Source organism: Rhodococcus sp. ARP2 (assembly GCF_001029585.1).
Lineage (GTDB): Bacteria > Actinomycetota > Actinomycetes > Mycobacteriales > Mycobacteriaceae > Rhodococcus_F > Rhodococcus_F erythropolis.
Map to the genome: position 1 here is coordinate 114,716 of NZ_LEKE01000001.1, position 16,166 is coordinate 130,881.

At 63.8% G+C, this 16,166-nt stretch carries 15 protein-coding genes; 6 read left to right on the forward strand and 9 right to left on the reverse strand.

Going from position 1 to position 16,166, the window contains the following annotated elements; all coding sequences use genetic code 11:
• Nucleotides 1-56: 56 nt before the first annotated feature.
• Nucleotides 57-998, reverse strand: coding sequence for an alpha/beta fold hydrolase (locus tag ABX74_RS00600; protein ID WP_047888019.1), 942 nt, complete (start codon nucleotides 996-998; stop codon nucleotides 57-59).
• Nucleotides 999-1,108: 110 nt separating this feature from the next.
• Here ABX74_RS00600 and ABX74_RS00605 point away from each other — a divergent pair, with 110 nt between their 5' ends.
• On the forward strand, nucleotides 1,109-2,074 hold the full coding sequence (locus tag ABX74_RS00605; RefSeq protein ID WP_020969896.1) for a helix-turn-helix transcriptional regulator: 966 nt from the start codon (nucleotides 1,109-1,111) through the stop codon (nucleotides 2,072-2,074).
• 122 nt (nucleotides 2,075-2,196) lie between these two features.
• Nucleotides 2,197-2,814 carry a YdeI/OmpD-associated family protein gene (locus ABX74_RS00610; protein WP_047887990.1) on the forward strand — a complete coding sequence of 206 codons (618 nt, stop codon included), beginning with the start codon at nucleotides 2,197-2,199 and terminating at the stop codon, nucleotides 2,812-2,814.
• A 144-nt stretch (nucleotides 2,815-2,958) separates the two neighbouring features.
• On the opposite strand, the gene glnA is transcribed toward ABX74_RS00610, so the two are convergent.
• Nucleotides 2,959-4,395: a type I glutamate--ammonia ligase gene (gene glnA / locus ABX74_RS00615; RefSeq protein WP_003941609.1), complete on the reverse strand. Its 1,437-nt coding sequence runs from the start codon at nucleotides 4,393-4,395 to the stop codon at nucleotides 2,959-2,961.
• 213 nt (nucleotides 4,396-4,608) lie between these two features.
• Between glnA and ABX74_RS00620 the strand changes: the two genes are divergently transcribed.
• Nucleotides 4,609-5,082 (forward strand): RDD family protein, encoded by a 474-nt coding sequence (locus tag ABX74_RS00620; RefSeq protein ID WP_047887991.1) that lies wholly within the window; start codon nucleotides 4,609-4,611, stop codon nucleotides 5,080-5,082.
• 72 nt (nucleotides 5,083-5,154) lie between these two features.
• Here the strand turns inward: ABX74_RS00620 and ABX74_RS00625 are convergent, their stop codons facing one another.
• The 5 genes from ABX74_RS00625 to sucB form a co-directional block, all read right to left on the reverse strand.
• Nucleotides 5,155-5,910: a DUF4191 domain-containing protein gene (locus ABX74_RS00625; RefSeq protein WP_003941625.1), complete on the reverse strand. Its 756-nt coding sequence runs from the start codon at nucleotides 5,908-5,910 to the stop codon at nucleotides 5,155-5,157.
• A 76-nt stretch (nucleotides 5,911-5,986) separates the two neighbouring features.
• Nucleotides 5,987-6,997, reverse strand: a complete 1,011-nt coding sequence (gene lipA / locus ABX74_RS00630; protein ID WP_003941610.1) for a lipoyl synthase — start codon at nucleotides 6,995-6,997, stop codon at nucleotides 5,987-5,989.
• Nucleotides 6,998-7,048: 51 nt separating this feature from the next.
• Complete coding sequence (gene lipB / locus ABX74_RS00635; protein WP_029538295.1) at nucleotides 7,049-7,810, reverse strand: lipoyl(octanoyl) transferase LipB; 762 nt, start codon at nucleotides 7,808-7,810, stop codon at nucleotides 7,049-7,051.
• A 29-nt stretch (nucleotides 7,811-7,839) separates the two neighbouring features.
• Nucleotides 7,840-8,727, reverse strand: a complete 888-nt coding sequence (locus tag ABX74_RS00640) for a TIGR01777 family oxidoreductase (protein ID WP_047887992.1) — start codon at nucleotides 8,725-8,727, stop codon at nucleotides 7,840-7,842.
• A gap of 120 nt (nucleotides 8,728-8,847) precedes the next feature.
• The gene (gene sucB / locus ABX74_RS00645; protein WP_047888020.1) at nucleotides 8,848-10,596 is read right to left on the reverse strand and encodes a 2-oxoglutarate dehydrogenase, E2 component, dihydrolipoamide succinyltransferase; all 1,749 of its coding nucleotides are present in this window, start codon (nucleotides 10,594-10,596) and stop codon (nucleotides 8,848-8,850) included.
• A 364-nt stretch (nucleotides 10,597-10,960) separates the two neighbouring features.
• Here sucB and ABX74_RS00650 point away from each other — a divergent pair, with 364 nt between their 5' ends.
• The gene (locus ABX74_RS00650) at nucleotides 10,961-11,311 is read left to right on the forward strand and encodes a hypothetical protein (protein WP_003941713.1); all 351 of its coding nucleotides are present in this window, start codon (nucleotides 10,961-10,963) and stop codon (nucleotides 11,309-11,311) included.
• A gap of 55 nt (nucleotides 11,312-11,366) precedes the next feature.
• On the opposite strand, the gene ABX74_RS00655 is transcribed toward ABX74_RS00650, so the two are convergent.
• Nucleotides 11,367-12,884: a leucyl aminopeptidase gene (locus tag ABX74_RS00655; RefSeq protein WP_020908114.1), complete on the reverse strand. Its 1,518-nt coding sequence runs from the start codon at nucleotides 12,882-12,884 to the stop codon at nucleotides 11,367-11,369.
• Nucleotides 12,885-13,043: 159 nt separating this feature from the next.
• Between ABX74_RS00655 and gcvT the strand changes: the two genes are divergently transcribed.
• Together gcvT and ABX74_RS00665 are read left to right on the forward strand one after the other, a co-directional pair.
• On the forward strand, nucleotides 13,044-14,144 hold the full coding sequence (gene gcvT / locus ABX74_RS00660) for a glycine cleavage system aminomethyltransferase GcvT (protein ID WP_047887993.1): 1,101 nt from the start codon (nucleotides 13,044-13,046) through the stop codon (nucleotides 14,142-14,144).
• Nucleotides 14,145-14,176: 32 nt separating this feature from the next.
• On the forward strand, nucleotides 14,177-15,280 hold the full coding sequence (locus ABX74_RS00665; RefSeq protein WP_003941766.1) for a branched-chain amino acid aminotransferase: 1,104 nt from the start codon (nucleotides 14,177-14,179) through the stop codon (nucleotides 15,278-15,280).
• Here ABX74_RS00665 and ABX74_RS00670 read toward each other — a convergent pair.
• Nucleotides 15,274-16,095 (reverse strand): dienelactone hydrolase family protein, encoded by an 822-nt coding sequence (locus ABX74_RS00670; protein ID WP_082148434.1) that lies wholly within the window; start codon nucleotides 16,093-16,095, stop codon nucleotides 15,274-15,276. The genes ABX74_RS00665 and ABX74_RS00670 overlap by 7 nt on opposite strands.
• Between the last annotated feature and the right edge of the window lie 71 nt (nucleotides 16,096-16,166).

Below are 16,166 nucleotides of genomic sequence, written 5' to 3' on the forward strand. Positions count from 1 at the left end.
CTATCGGACTTGAATGAGACTGACATTTTCACTGAGACCCGCACCTAGCCTTGAAACTATGTGGCATCCTGCCGCTCCAGCCAGTTCAAGATCGCTTGGTTGGTCTCTTCGGGTCTTTCTTGCTGGATCCAGTGACCGCAGTCGAGATTGACTACTTCCACATTGGGCACGAACTCTGTCAGGTTCTCAGCCCTCACGATCGCGTCACGGTTGCCGTAGATCATGAGTGCGGGCTGTTGGATAATCGGGTCCACCTCCGCCAGCAAATGCCAGTTGCGGTCAAGGTTCCTGTACCAGTTCACACTGCCCGTGAATCCTGTCGATTCGAAGGCGGAGACGAAAACGGCCAATTCGCTATCGCTCATCAGAGGCTCACCGAGTGGTGTCTCTGCTCTGGCGAGATCGATCAGCGCCATACCCGGCTGAGGCTCCCTGAGGGGTTCGTTCTTCCGGTACAGGTTGCGGAGGAACCGGAAGGTGTTGTCTTCGAACACCGCGTCCGCGACGCCCGGCAGTCGATTGAAATGGACGAAGTAGAAATCACCGCCGAGCACGGCTTCCATGAACTCAATCCAGGGCTGCTCTCCGCGATCCTGGTAGGGCAGGCTCAGGTTGATCACTTTGTTTACCCGGTCCGGGTGCAACAGGGTAAGGCCCCACACGACAAAGGCACCCCAATCGTGACCGACAAAGGTGGCATCGTCGTAGCCGTAGTGATCGAGAAGTGCGATGAGATCACCCGCCAAATGTTCAATGTCATAGTCCGTCACTTCGGTCGGGCGTGATGAATTGCCGTAGCCGCGTTGGTTCGGGACGATGACGTGGTAGCCCGCCTCGACAAGGGCGGGCACCTGGTGTCGCCAGGAATAGGCGTGCTCTGGCCATCCGTGACACAACACGATGGGTTTCCCGGCATTGTGTCGCCCTGCTTCGAAGACTTCGAGTTCCACGCCGTTGACTTGGATGAGGACGGGCCTGGGGAAGTCGGATGGATTCACGGATGCTCCTTTGAGTTGAGTACCGATCTCGTGTCTGGATCGACCGGTTGCTCCGACGTTAGGGAGCATCGTGGACACATAAAGTCCTAGATCGCTGGCAATCTGAAGAAATGCGGAACGATCCCACAGGCCGAGCACTGCAATTGCTCTCGCTCCTTCAGACCCATCGCTTCTGGCACTGTGCCGAACTTGCCGCACGACTCGATGTCACGCAGCGGACGGTGCGCCGCGACATCGATCGCCTACGCGACCTCGGTTATCCGGTCGATTCCACGTCCGGAAAGTACGGGGGCTACCGACTTGCAACGGGGGCACACGTGCCGCCCCTGATCCTCGACGATGACGAGTCCGTGGCGGTAGCCGTCGGACTGCGCTACGCCGCCGAGGCCGCCATCGGAGGCATCGAAGAAACATCGCTGCGCGCGCTGACCAAGATCGAAGCACTCCTGCCCCATCGACTACGCCGACGTGTGTCGGCACTGCATTCGAGCGTCAGTTCCATGCGGCGGGCAGATGACGACATCGTCGACCCCGAAGCACTCAGTGTGCTCGCTGCGGCATGTCGCGACCACGAGCACGTTCGTTTCGACTACCGGCGAGGTGACGGCGAGAGCAGCAGACGGCTCGTCGAGCCGCACCGCCTTGTCACGGCGGGACGTCGTTGGTACCTCGTAGCATGGGACCACCATCGTGCGGATTGGCGAACATTTCGACTGGACCGGCTCTCGGAGCCCTGGCTGGCAGGCAGTCATTTCACGCCACGCGAGATCCCGGGCGGTGACGCGGCAGCCTTCGTCGCGAGATCAGTCGGCTCGCCACCCCGTCACCACGATGCAAAACTCGCCATCGAAGCTACGTTCGCCGACCTCGAGGGCGTACTCAGATGGATAGACCACACACCGATCGAGGTGGCAGCGGACCGCTGCCTTGTCGAGATCCGCAGCGAAGATCTCGGCAGGCTCGCCATGACGGTTGCGCGCATTGCGCTCACCGCCCCAGTGGTCGTCATCGAACCAACCGAGCTTGCCGACACCGTCAGTCGGCTCGCCCTTCACCTCAGGGTCTCGCCACCATGACAGTCAGAAGAGGATTGTGCGACAGAACCATTCATGTCCAGGTTGCCGCGGGGACGTGTTCCCCGCGCAGGCCCCTCGTCTATCGAGACACGTATCCGTTCCCCTGTGAGCTTGGAGAGTAAGTGACCAATTCGAAATCATCGCCGGCTTCCATCCACCCCCCGACGTGGAAGTTCGACTACCCGATCATCCACGCCGAGACTCGGGAACAGTGGCGAACTTGGCTGACGGACAATCACACGTCAGGCCGAGGTGTGTGGTTGTGCTCTTGGCGCACCACCACCAGCCGACCACGCTGCCCCTACCCTCAGGCCGTTGAGGAAGCCATCTGCTTTGGTTGGATCGATTCCACCAACACCATCTTCGACGAAGAGCGCAATTTGCAACTGTTCACGCCGCGTAGACGCAAGAGTTCCTGGACCCGACTCAACCGCGAACGCGCAGCGGATATGGAGGCGCGTGGCCTCATGACCGCTGCTGGTCGTGGTGCCATTGCTGCCGCGAAATCCACTGGTTGGTGGACGATTCTCGACCAAGTCGAAGACCTCGAGGAACCATCTGACTTGCAGGCGGCGCTGGACCTGGACCCGCAAGCTCGAAGCAACTGGGACAGTTTTCCGCCCAGCGCCCGCAAACAGATGCTGTGGTGGATAGTCTGTGCCGCTCGAGACGCAACACGGGCAGGTCGAATCGCCCATATCGTCAACAATGCGGCCATCGGCGAACGTGCTCGCGGCTGATCCGCGATTCGACCGCGTCCGGAATGAAGGCCGGTCATCATCTGCCCGAGGGGTCTCCCTCGGACCGAAACAAGTCCACCCGCCCCGCAGAAGCGGGACGGGTGGACTCGGTACTCGCAGGTCTGACTTACGTCAGGATGCGGATCACACGTCGTAGTAGAGCTCGAACTCGTACGGGTGCGGACGCAGGTTGACCGGAGCGATTTCCTGCTCGCGCTTGAGCGAGATCCAGGTCTCGATCAGGTCGGTGGTGAAGACGCCACCCTCGGTCAGGTACTCGTGATCGGCTTCGAGGCGGTTGATGACCGTCTCGAGGCTGGTCGGAGCCTGCGGGATGTTGCGAGCCTCCTCCGGGGGAAGCTCGTAGAGGTCCTTGTCGACCGGAGCCATCGGCTCGATCTTGTTCTTGATGCCGTCCAGGCCGGCCATCATCTGTGCAGCGAAGTTGAGGTACGGGTTACCCGAGGAGTCGGGTGCGCGGAACTCGAGACGCTTTGCCTTCGGGTTGTTGCCCGTGATCGGGATACGGACAGCTGCCGAGCGGTTGCGCTGGCTGTACACGAGGTTGATGGGGGCTTCGTAGCCCGGCACCAGACGGTGGTACGAGTTGATCGTCGGGTTGGTGAAGGCCAACAGCGACGGAGCGTGGTGCAGGATGCCGCCGATGTAGTGGCGAGCCATGTCCGAGAGGCCTGCGTAGCCGGACTCGTCGTGGAAGAGGGGCTTGCCGTCCTTCCACAGGGACTGGTGGACGTGCATGCCCGAGCCGTTGTCACCGAAGAGCGGCTTCGGCATGAAGGTCGCGGACTTGCCGTGCTGCCAGCAGGTGTTCTTGACGATGTACTTGAACAGCTGCAGGTCGTCAGCGGCTGCGAGCAGCGTGTTGAACTTGTAGTTGATCTCCTGCTGTCCGCCGGTGCCGACCTCGTGGTGGCCGCGCTCGAGCTCGAAGCCCGCGTTGGTCAGGTTGGTGGAGATTTCGTCGCGCAGGTCCACGTAGTGGTCGTACGGAGCGACGGGGAAGTAGCCGCCCTTGGCGCGAACCTTGTAGCCGAGGTTCGGGGAGCCGTCGGCGTTGGTCTCAGCGCCGGTGTTCCAGGAACCGGAGATGGAATCCAGCTCGTAGAAAGCGGAGTTCATGCCGGAGTCGTAGCGAACCGAGTCGAAGATGTAGAACTCGGCCTCGGCGCCGAAGAATGCGGTGTCCGCGATGCCGGTGCTGACCAAGTACTCCTCGGCCTTGCGGGCAACGTTGCGCGGGTCGCGGCTGTAGGACTCACGGGTGAACGGGTCGTGCACGAAGAAGTTGATGTTGAGGGTCTTCGCCTTGCGGAAGGGGTCGATCTGCGCCGTGGTGACGTCGGGAAGCAACATCATGTCGGACTCGTGGATCGACTGGAATCCGCGGACCGAAGATCCGTCGAATGCGAGGCCGTCCTCGAACACGTCCTGGTTGAAAGCAGACGCCGGGATCGAGAAGTGCTGCTGGACGCCGGGCAGGTCGCTGAACCGAATGTCGACGTACTCGATGTTCTCGTCCGCGATGTACTTGATGACCTCTTCGGCCGTGGTGAACGCCACGCTTGTGCTCCTTAAGTCGCTTCAGCCAAGTGATGTCGGTTGAATCCGTCGAGGCAGACGGTAGGGAGCTGGTGTTGCCCGCTCGTCAACCCTTTGTTTCGGCAGTGTTACGCGTCGCAGCATCCTGGGGATTTCCGAAGTCCATGTGACCGGCCACACAGTTAAAACCCGGCAAATCTGGACTACGGTGCTGCGACGCCTATCCTGGACAGCATGGCACGTATCACCGGAACTTGGCTCTCTGGGCCGCAAGCAGCTTTGCCGAAGAGCGCGGACGGCCGTGAGCAGTCGTACCGTGGCGAGTTCCTCGGTTTCCCTCAGGAGGGGCCGGGTTCGCTGGTCGGTTCGGGTCGTCGTATCGCCGCACTGTTGGTGGATTGGGTCATGGCCGTGGGAGTGGCCTCGCTCATCACCGGAGACTTCTTCGACGGTATGACCTCGACGGTCACACTGATGGTGTGGTTCGCCGTCGGTGTCGTCACCGTGGCGCTGTTCAACTTCACCCCGGGGCAGTTCGTCCTCGGACTTCAGGTTGCGCGAATCGAAGGCCCGATCCGTGTGGGCTTCGTGCGCGCGTTGGGGCGTCAGGCGCTGTTGGTGTTCGTCATTCCCGCGACCATCACCGACATCGACGGTCGCGGTATGCAGGACCGCGCGACCGGCACTTTGCTCGTGAAGTCGCGCTGACACAAACTTCTCGAACGAAGAAAGACCCGGGTCCGTATGGGCCCGGGTCTTTCGTTTTGCTGTGGGGGAGTGTCAGCGACGACGAATGGTTCGCTGCATTCCCTTCATCTTCGCGCCTCCGGGCATCGGGCCCTTGGGAAGCGCTGCTCCGCCGCCGCGTGCGCTGAGCGCAGCGAGGCGCCCTTCGATGTTGTCCATGCGCTTGGTGTCGATGTTGCGGGGCAACTTGTTCAAGTAGCGCTGGAGCTGCGAGAGCGGAACCTGGCCCTCGTCGTTGCCGATGATGATGTCGTAGATCGGGGTGTCGCCGATGAGGCGGGCAGTCTTCTTCTTCTCCTGCGCGAGGAGGCCCTTGACGCGTTGCGGCGAACCCTCGGCGACGAGGATGACACCCGGCCGTCCGACGACGCGGTGAACGGCATCGAGCTGGGTGGTGCCGGCGACGGCATTCGTGACGCGCCACGCGCCCTGCATGTTGTCGAGTGCCCACGCAGCGGCACCGGCCTGGCCTTCAGCCTTCTTGTACACCGATTTCTGGACGCGGCGACCGAAGATGATGAACGCGCCGAGGAGACCGAGAACGATGCCGATCGGCAGCAGGAACCACTGAAGGCCCCAGATGAGACCGACCAGGAAGAAGACCAGAGCAGCACCGACGAGGGTGCCGATCATCAGCGGAAGGAGGAGCTTGTCGTCCTTGCGCTGCATCTGGAATGCCTGCCAGAGCTGAGTTCTACGTTCCTTGGAAGCCTGCTTGCGGGCAGCCTTCGCTGCAGCCTTTGCCTCTTTGGTGGGTTTGCCCTTACCGGATTTGCTGCCGTTCGCCATGTACCCAGGATACGTCCATTGCTGTGCGCCTTTACTAACCGCCCGCGGTTAATAAAGGCGCACAGCAAAAAGTGGATCAGCGATTCAGGCGCGCCATGAGTGAGCTGGCTTCCTGGGAAGCGTCTCCGCCCTCGGTCAGATGACGCTGCGCCTCGGGCAGTTCACGGCCGTGATGTGCCATGGCCTGCGCATACAGGCGGCCGGCGCGGTACGACGAGCGAACCAACGGACCGGCCATGACGCCGGCGAAGCCCATCTCTTCTGCAGCCTTGGAGTGTGCGACGAACTCCTCGGGCTTGACCCACCGCTCGACGGGGTGGTGCCGGGGCGAGGGGCGCAGGTACTGGGTGATGGTGAGGATGTCGCAACCGGCGGCGTGGAGATCTGCCATCGCCTCGGTGACCTCTTCAGGGGTTTCGCCCATACCGAGGATCAGGTTGGACTTGGTGACCAGTCCGTAGTCGCGTGCTGCGGTGATGACGTCGAGGCTGCGCTGGTACCGGAATGCCGGACGGATCCGCTTGAAGATGCGGGGGACGGTCTCGAGGTTGTGTGCGAGCACCTCGGGGCGTGAGGCGAAGACCTCGTCGAGCAGTTCCGGCTTGCCGTTGAAGTCCGGAACCAGGTTCTCGACGCCGGTGCCCGGGTTGAGTTCGTGGATCTTGCGGACGGTCTCGGCATAGAGCCAGGCGCCGCCGTCGGGGAGGTCGTCGCGGGCGACGCCGGTGATCGTGGAGTACCGAAGCCCCATGGCCTGAACGCTTTCCGCGACGCGACGGGGCTCGTCGCGGTCGAGGGCTTCGGGCTTGCCGGTGTCGATCTGGCAGAAGTCGCAGCGGCGTGTGCACTGCTCGCCGCCGATCAGGAATGTGGCTTCGCGGTCTTCCCAGCACTCGTAGATGTTGGGGCAGCCTGCTTCCTCGCAGACGGTGTGCAAACCTTCACGCTTGACCAGGCCCTTGAGTTCCGTGTACTCGGGGCCCATCTTTGCGCGGGTCTTGATCCAGTTGGGTTTGCGTTCGATGGGCGTCTCCGCGTTTCGGATCTCGAGACGGAGCAGCTTACGTCCTTCTGGGGCGATAGTCACGACAGTGATCCTACGCCCGGTGATTACTGCAACGGGGTTCGGGCGAGCCCGTCAGCTGTACTGAACGGTAGTAAAAGTCGGAGTAGGCGAGGCGCTTTCGAAGGTGACGCGCTCGACGTTCCGTTCGGTGACGGGCATGGTTCCGTCGAGAGCAGCGATCACTGCCTCGGTCACAGCGGGAGTGACTTCGTCCACGGTGACGTCGCGACCGAGTTCATGCGACAGCGTCGTCACCCCGGCGTCACGGATGCCGCAGGGAATGATGTTGTCGAATCCGGTCAGGACCGAATTGCAGTTCAGGGAGAAGCCGTGCAGTGCCACGCCCCGTTGGACGCGCACGCCGATGGCAGAAACCTTGCGCTCGGGCTTCCATTGCCCGTTTGCGAGTTCGGCAGGCAGCCAGACGCCGGAGCGGCCGTCGATGCGCCCGCAGTTCAGGCCGAGGTCCGTGCACACCGTGATCAGTGCTTCCTCGATGCGTCGGACATATCGCACCACGTCGATGGGCTCGGCCAGTTTCACGATCGGATATCCGACCAGCTGGCCGGGGCCGTGCCAGGTGATCTTCCCGCCGCGGTCGACGTCGATGACAGGTGTGCCGTCGACGGGACGGTCTTCGGGTTCCGTGCGTCGTCCTGCCGTGTACACCGGCGGGTGTTCGAGGAGCAGTAGCGTGTCCGGTCCGATGTCGTCTGCCCGCGCTGCCGCGAGCTCACGCTGGCGGTCCCACGCGGCGTTGTAGTCGATCAAACCGAGTTGCTCGACGGCGATCGGCAGTTTCGAGAACCGGGCGGAAACGTCAGCGCTGCTCATGGACGTAGAGATTACGCCCGACTTCGGAATCATCCGAGTGCGGCCGCCAGCGCTTCCCCGATCGTGTTGTGGCGGAAGGAGAATCCCGCCTTTTCCAAGGCCGCGGGAATGGCGCGCTGGCCACCGAGGATGCCACTCTTGGCGAATTCTCCGATCAACGCTTCAAGCGCGAACCCGGGAACGATCCAGGGAGCCGGTCGGTGGACCGCACGGGACATGGCGTCGTTGAACTGGGCGTTGGTGACAGGTGCCGGACCGGTCAGGTTGACGGGACCGGAGATTTCGGAATTCGTGAGCGCGAACTTGATCGCGTCGCACTCGTCCTCGAGTGAGATCCACGGAAAGTACTGGCGACCGTTGCCCAGTCGCCCGCCGAGACCGAACGAATATAGGCGCCGAAGCCGACCGAGCATGCCGCCGTGGGGTGAAATCACGACGCCCGAGCGCAGATTGACCACGCGGGCTCCCGCCTTGGGTGCGGGCTCGGTGGCAATTTCCCAATCGCGACACGTCGTGGCGAGAAAGTCGGTGCCTGCCGGCGAATCCTCGTCGACGATCTTGTCGCCGGTGTCGCCGTAGTAGCCGACGGCGCTCGCGTTGGCGAGTACGGGAACCTTCTGACTTGCGACAGCTTCGGCCAGGACATCGGTCGCGACGATGCGGCTGTCACGGATCGCCTGCTTGTAGGAACCCGACCACCGTTTGTCGCCGATGCCGACGCCGCAGAGGTTCACGACGGCGTCAGCGCCTTGCAGGACGGAGAGGTCCAGACGGTCGTGGTCCGGGTCCCAACGCGATTCGTCGGGTCCAGCGGTCGAGCGTCGCACGAGACGTACGACGTCGTGGTTGTCGGAGCGCAACGATGACACCAAGGCCGTTCCGATCAAACCGGACGAGCCGGCGATGACTACTCGCATTCGGAAAGCCTCCTTCGATTCAGCCTGCTTCGATATCCGACCGTGTATATCCGACCGTACTGAAAAAGCCGGGGCGCCACCTCCTGATGGAGATGACGCCCCGGTCGGCCGAGCAGTTGCTTACAGGCCCAGATCAGCTTCGAACGAGGCTTCTTCCAACCGCTGCTTCACAGTGGTGAGGAATCGGCCGGCGTCGGCGCCGTCGACCAGACGGTGATCGTAGGTCAGCGGCAAGTAGATCATCGAGCGAACGCCGATGGACTCGTTGCCGTTCTCGTCGGTGACCACCATCGGGCGCTTGACGATCGCGCCGGTTCCGAGCATGGCCGCCTGCGGCGGTACCAGGATCGGGGTGTCGAACAGCGCGCCCTGGCTGCCGATGTTGGTGATGGTGAAGGTTCCACCCGAGAGCTCGTCCGGCTTCAGGCCACCCGAGCGTGCACGCTTCGCGATGTCGGCGATGGCGCGAGCCAAACCGGCAAGGCCGAGATCGCCGGCGTTGTGGATGACGGGGGAGAGCAAGCCCTGATCGGTGTCCACTGCGATGCCGAGGTGCTCAGCGTCGTAGTAGGTGATCTGCTTGGCAGCCTCGTCGTAGCTGGCGTTGATGTTCGGGTGTGACTTCAGCGCCTCGACGACTGCCTTGGCGAAGAACGGAAGGAACGTCAGGTTGACGCCTTCGCGCTCGATGAAGCCGGCCTTGGCGCGGGCCCGCAGGGCGACGATCTTGGTGACATCCACCTCGAAGGTCTGCGTGAGCTGAGCGGTGTTCTGCAGCGACTCACGCGTCTTGGTGGCCGTGATCTGCCGAATACGGTTGGCCTTCTGCGTGGTTCCGCGCAGGTGTGCCAGTTCCGGTCGGACGCCTGCGGCTGCGGTGGCGGCCGGTGCGGCCGCGGGTGCTGCAGCAGGAGCAGCGGCGGCGGGAGCCTTCTTGGCCTCCGCAGCGGCGAGCACATCCTGCTTGCGGATGCGGCCGCCGACGCCGGTGCCGGTGACGGTCGCGAGGTCGACGCCGTTGTCCGTGGCGAGCTTGCGCACGAGCGGGGTGACGTACGGGCTGCTGTCGCCGGAAGCTGCGGGTGCGGCCGCCGGTGCGGGAGCTGCAGCAGGCTTCGGAGCGGGTGCGGCCGGTGCGGCAGCAGGCTTGGGTGCCTCAGCCTTCGGTGCTTCTGCCTTCGGTGCTTCAGCCTTGGGTGCCGGCGGAGCGGCCGGTGCTGCGGGAGCGGCCTTGGGTGCCGGAGCCGCGGCGGGTGCGCCGGATCCGACGACGGCCAGCTGGCCACCGATCTCGACGGTGTCGTCTTCCTGCGCATTGATCTCGAGCAGGATTCCGGCGACGGGGGACGGGATTTCGGTGTCGACCTTGTCGGTCGAGACTTCGAGCAGCGCCTCGTCGACGGCAACCTCGTCGCCGACGGCCTTGAGCCAGCGGGTGACGGTGCCTTCGGTGACGGACTCGCCGAGGGCGGGCATCGTCACGGCGGTGCCTTCAGCGGAACCGCCGGAAGCAGCGGGTGCCTCGGCGGCGGGAGCTTCTTCGGCGGGAGCTTCGGCAGCCGGGGCTTCCTCGGCGGGAGCTTCCTCTGCGGCGGGGGCGGGTGCCTCTGCCTCGGGTGCTGCGGCTTCGCCGGCTTCACCGATCTGGGCGAGCTCGCCACCGATTTCCACGGTGTCGTCTTCCTGCGCGACGATCTTGGTCAGGACGCCGGCGACGGGAGACGGAATCTCGGTGTCGACCTTGTCCGTGGAGACTTCGAGCAAGGGTTCGTCGACTTCGACCGTGTCTCCTTCCTGCTTGAGCCACCGTGTGACAGTTCCCTCGGTGACGCTCTCACCTAGGGCTGGCATCTGGACGGAGAAGGCCATGTCTTTTGACTCCTCGACAGTTGTGTTCGGGTTGTTGAATTTTGTCGACTTGTGGTCGTAATGCATTGTGCTCGAGTGGCGCGCGACGTGCGGCTACTTGTAGCTATTTTGCCGATGTCGACGCGCGGGCGCGGCGTCACCGTCGTTCATCTTTCCATTGATACGCCGGGCGTGTCCGATGAGGGGGATGCCGTCCGTTTCGGGTGTGTCGGCTACTGGCGAGTAGGTATGCGTTGGGGGTCCGGCTGTAACGTCGTAAGCGGACCAAACGGTATGTCGTGCGCAGGCACAACGGACATCGCCTGGCAAACTTGACATATCGCCGGGGTGCATCCGCGGCGTCGGTACCGAGGAGGGTACGACCGTGGGACTGTTCGATCGTTTCAAGCGTCCGCCGAGTGCGGCTCAGGCCGCAGCGCAGAGTGATGCGGATCATCTGGCGAATTGGGCGCACTCGCACGAAGGCGTCGAGGCATATGTGGAACCGCAGACGACGGTGACCGAGGTGACCGTTGTCCTCGTCGCGAAGGACGGGGAGTGGACTCGTCGTCGTGTCGGCGGCGAGCGTGGTGCCCGCAAATTGGGACAAGACCTGAAGATCCCCGTCTATGACGTCCGAAAAACGGGATATCCGCAGCGTATGCGCGATCACGACGAGCGTAAGCGAATCGAACGCAAGCGGGCCCGAGAGCAGGAATTGCGCGACGGCGCCTGAACTGCTGTGCGCCTTTATTAACCGCGGGGGGTTAATAAAGGCGCACAGCAAGTGGTCAGCCGTTTACCGCGATGTCCTCCAGGACCGAGATCATCGTGCGAACCGGAACGCCGGTGCCGCCCTTGCCGGTGTAACCCCACGGCCCTGACGTGTTGTACGCCGGACCCGCGACGTCGATGTGCGCCCACTGGACACCCTCGGGAACGAATTCCTTGAGGTAGTGAGCGGCGACCAGCATGCCGCCCCAGCGGTGCGGGGTGACATTGGCCATGTCGGCGACCTTGGAGTCGAGATCTCCGCGCAGTTCCTCGGGCAGCGGCATGGCCCAACCGTTCTCGCCGACGCTCTGCGAGATGGAGGCGACGCGGTCACGGAACTCGTCCGTGCCCATGACGCCGGGGGTGCGGTTGCCGAGCGCCACCATCTGCGCACCGGTGAGGGTTGCGGTGTCGATCATGTAGTCGGGGTTGTCCTCACCCGCGCGAACCATAGCGTCGGCCAGGATCAAACGGCCCTCGGCGTCGGTGTTGACGACCTCGATGGTGATTCCGCCGTACTGGGTCAGCACGTCGCCGGGACGCTGCGCGGTTGCGGACGGCATGTTCTCGGCCATCGGGACGTATGCGACGACGTTGACGGGCAGACCGAGCTTGGCGGCGAGCACGACGGTGGAGATGACGGCTGCGGCGCCGCCCATGTCCGAGGTCATGTTCTCCATCCCGGCGGCAGGCTTGATGGAGATTCCGCCGGTGTCGAAGGTGATGCCCTTGCCCACCAGTGCGACCTTGCGGGCTCCACGCTTCTTCGACGCGTATTCGAGGCGGACGAGACGCGGCTGGCGTGACGAGCCCTTGCCGACGCCGATGATTCCGCCGTAGCCACCCTTCTCGAGTGCCTTCTCGTCGAGCACCTGGACGGTGAGCCCGGCCTCGACGCCCAGTGCCTTGGCGCGCGCGGCGAACTCGGCGGGGTAGAGGTGGCTCGGGGGAGTGTTGACGAACTCGCGTGCGGTGGCGACGGCCTCGGCGATCGCTGCCGACCGTGCCAGCGTTGCCTTGGTCTCCTTGGTGCGCGGCGATGGCACCAGAAGTTCGACGCGGGCCAGTGGCTGCGAATCAGGACCGGGAGCCGTCATGGACGACTTGAATTCGGTGAAGCTGTACGCGCCCAACGCAAATCCCTCGGCGGCTGCGCCGAGATCGAGGATCGAGAGCGTGGTTGCGACGGTGTCGATGCCGGACAGTGAGCGCGCTGCAGCGCCCGCGGACTTGCGGATCTGCTCACTGTCGAGCTTGTCGGCGGAGCCGAGTCCGACGGCGAGGACGCTGGTGACCGACAGCGCGCTCGGTGCCGGGACGCGGGTGAGCTGCTCGGGCTTGCCGGTGGCGCCGACGGCGATGAGGCTGTCGAGGATCTCGGCGAGCACGTCTTCGGCGACGATGCCTTCGCTGAGTGCGATCTCGGGGCCGTCCGGACCCGACGTCAGACCGACGACCAATATCTCTGCGCGCTTGGCGACTGTGCCGGCGAGAACGAGGTCGGGTCCCAACGATCGGGCTGTGCGAGTGCTCAAGGTGTCTCCTGTGAGGTGAGTGTGCGATGCGTCCGGTTCTGGCGGATGCCTGAGTCGATGTTAGGCCCTTTGCCGTTTGCGGACGGGGCGATCGTCGCGGCCGGGTGAGCTCTCGCTGCGGACATGTTTCGATCGGCGAAGTCCGATAGGTTGTGGGCCATGACCGACGAACAACTGTTGCAGGGCCCGATCCACCCCGTCCACGTCGAACTCGGCGCGACGTTCGCGCCGTTCGGGGGATGGCAGATGCCGGTTTCGTACGCCGGCGTCGTGGCCGAACACACCTCTGTGCGTGAGAGTGTCGGACTCTTCGACGTCAGTCACCTCGGCAAGGCCGTCGTGCGTGGCGCGGGCGCCGCAGAATTCGTGAACTCCGCACTGACCAACGATCTGAACAAGATCGGGCCGGGTAAGGCTCAGTACACGTTGTGCTGCAACGAGTCCGGTGGTGTCATCGACGACCTCATCGCGTACTACGTCAGCGACGACGAGATCTTCCTCGTCCCGAACGCGGCCAATACCGCGGACGTCGTTGCGGCTCTGGTCGCCCTCGCACCGGACGGAATCACCGTCGAGGATCAGCATCGTGCCTACGGTGTGCTGGCTGTGCAGGGTCCGAAATCGGTGGCGGTTCTGACGGCGCTGGGACTTCCCACCGAGATCGAGTACATGGCGTACGAAGATGCGGAATGGAACGGCGTGCCTGTTCGTGTGTGCCGCAGCGGTTACACCGGTGAGGTCGGCTACGAACTCCTGCCGCGGTGGGAGGACAGCGAGCCGTTGTTCCGTGCGCTTCTCGAGGCAGTGCGCGCCGAGGGTGGGCAGGCCGCCGGACTCGGCGCCCGTGACACTCTTCGTACCGAGATGGGTTATCCGCTGCACGGGCATGAGCTTTCGCTCGAGATTTCTCCGCTCGAAGCGCGCTGCGGATGGGCGATCGGTTGGAAGAAGCCGACATTCTGGGGCAAAGAGACCTTGACCGACGAGAAGGCTGCCGGCCCGGCTCGCAAACTCTGGGGGATCAAGGCTCTCGATCGCGGCGTGCTTCGTGCCGGCCTCGGTGTTCTGCGTGACGGCGAGGCAATCGGCGAGACCACCTCGGGGACGTTTTCGCCTTCGCTCAAAGTGGGAATTGCGTTGGCGCTCCTCGATTCCGGTGCCAATGTCTCGGCCGGCGACGAGATCGAAGTCGACGTCCGTGGTCGTGCTCTTCGGTGCGTCGTGGTGTCTCCTCCGTTCGTGGAGACCAACACCAAGTAGAGAGCTTTTTCACGTTCGATAGGATTGCGCCCATGACAGGTGCCGCCGATTTCGTTCGTGTTCAGAGCTCGTCCCCGAAGTCCGACGCCGAGCGCCGTGACATTTTGGCGGCGCCCGGCTTCGGGCGGCACTTCACCGACCACATGGTCTCGATCGACTACACCGCGGGCAAGGGCTGGCACGACGCCCAGGTGTTGCCGTACGGAAACATCGAGCTCGATCCGGCCGCAATGGTTTTGCATTACGGACAGGCCATCTTCGAGGGCCTCAAGGCATACCGTCAGCCGGGTGGCGAGATCAGCTCGTTCCGCGTCGAGGCCAACGCCGAGCGTTTCGCAGCATCTGCGCGCCGTCTGGCCATGCCGGAGCTCCCGTCGCAGATGTTCATCGATTCCATCACCGAACTGATCGACGTCGATCTCGACTGGGTTCCCGCAGCCGGTGGCGAGGACGCGCTCTACCTCCGTCCGTTCATGTTCTCCACCGAAGCCGGACTCGGTGTCCGTCCCGCCGACGAGTACCGCTACCTGCTGATCGCCTCACCCGCCGGTGCGTACTTCCCGCGCGGCGTCAAGCCGGTCAGTGTGTGGCTGTCCACCGAATACGTTCGCGCGGCCCCTGGCGGTACCGGCGCGGCCAAGTTCGCCGGCAACTACGCCGCTTCGCTCCTCGCCCAGGCGCAAGCTGCCGACGAGGGTTGCGACCAGGTGGTCTGGCTCGACGCCATCGAGCGCACGTACGTCGAGGAAATGGGTGGAATGAACCTGTTCTTCGTCTTCGGCTCCGGCCCCGACGCTCGCCTCGTGACGCCGTCGCTGTCCGGTTCGTTGCTGCCGGGCATCACGCGCAACTCGTTGCTCGCCCTTGCCGCCGATTCCGGTTTCGCCGTCGAGGAGCGCAAGATCAGCACCGACGAATGGCGCACCAAGTGCAAGAGCGGTGAAATCACCGAGGTCTTCGCTTGCGGCACAGCAGCAGTCATCACCCCCGTCGGACGCGTCAAGTCCGCCGAGGGCGAGTTCACCATCGCCGACGGCGAGCCGGGTGAAGTGACGATGGCACTGCGCGACACCCTCACGGGCATTCAGCGCGGCACCTTCGCCGACACCCACGGTTGGATGACCAAGCTTCACTGATCGCTGGTTCGTTCCGCGAGCAACCGCTCGCGGAAGAACTGCAGAATCTCGTCTCGAGCGACGGTGGTGGGCGATCCCGCCTCGTCGACGAGATGAGCCGTCACCACGCTGTGTGGATTGGCAATGACGTGTTCGAAGAACGGTGACGTTGTCGCGTTGGCCGCTTCGTCGGGCAGCACCTTTCCGACGAAGCGCTCGCCCATGGCCTTCGAGTAGGCCGCGAATCGCTGTGCGCGGCAGAACGGGTCACCTTGAAACCGGTATGCAAGCACCGTGAGGTCTTCGGCCTCGAGTCTCGAGCGCACGGCTTCGAGTTCTTCGGGCCCGCTGTCGGTTTCGTCCGGTCGGTCGAGCGGTAACGACGGTTGGGCGAGAACCGGCGCGATGACCGAGGGTTCGAGCATCATCGACAACGCGAAGTTGCCGGTGAAGCACATCCCGATCACGCCAACGCCAGGACCGCGGCACTCCTCATGCGCCGAAGTGGCGAGTGCACGCAGCCAACGGACCGCCGGACTCGGTTCGTCGACAGCGAGGGCGCGGAACTCCGCACTGACGCAGGCTCTCTTGAACACCGTCAGCCCCTCGTCCACTGTGGGGACCGCTCCGGCGCGCCCGAACAGTGACGGAACGAAGACAGTGAAACCGGCGTCGCGCACCCAGCGGGCGAATCGCGCTACATGCGGGCTGATGCCCGGCATCTCCGGCATGACGATAACTGCGGGACCGGCGCCGGCCACGTACACGGACTTCGCCACTGCGTCGATGGTGATCGTTCGACGGTCGAAGTCTTCGAGCGGATCGTCTTCGGTCATGCTCCGGTTCGGCACGGTGAGCCCTCTCAGTAGTCGAAACAATTCCTCCGCACAGTCTTTCGGCGCGGGAT

Coding starts and splice junctions, on each gene's coding strand:
- ABX74_RS00605 (WP_020969896.1), top strand. CDS start 1,109: ATGCGGAACGATCCCACAGGCCGAGCACTGCAATTGCTCTCGCTCCTT.
- ABX74_RS00620 (WP_047887991.1), top strand. CDS start 4,609: ATGGCACGTATCACCGGAACTTGGCTCTCTGGGCCGCAAGCAGCTTTG.
- ABX74_RS00625 (WP_003941625.1), bottom strand. CDS start 5,910: ATGGCGAACGGCAGCAAATCCGGTAAGGGCAAACCCACCAAAGAGGCA.
- lipB (WP_029538295.1), bottom strand. CDS start 7,810: ATGAGCAGCGCTGACGTTTCCGCCCGGTTCTCGAAACTGCCGATCGCC.
- ABX74_RS00640 (WP_047887992.1), bottom strand. CDS start 8,727: ATGCGAGTAGTCATCGCCGGCTCGTCCGGTTTGATCGGAACGGCCTTG.
- sucB (WP_047888020.1), bottom strand. CDS start 10,596: ATGGCCTTCTCCGTCCAGATGCCAGCCCTAGGTGAGAGCGTCACCGAG.
- gcvT (WP_047887993.1), top strand. CDS start 13,044: ATGACCGACGAACAACTGTTGCAGGGCCCGATCCACCCCGTCCACGTC.
- ABX74_RS00665 (WP_003941766.1), top strand. CDS start 14,177: ATGACAGGTGCCGCCGATTTCGTTCGTGTTCAGAGCTCGTCCCCGAAG.
- ABX74_RS00670 (WP_082148434.1), bottom strand. CDS start 16,095: ATGACCGAAGACGATCCGCTCGAAGACTTCGACCGTCGAACGATCACC.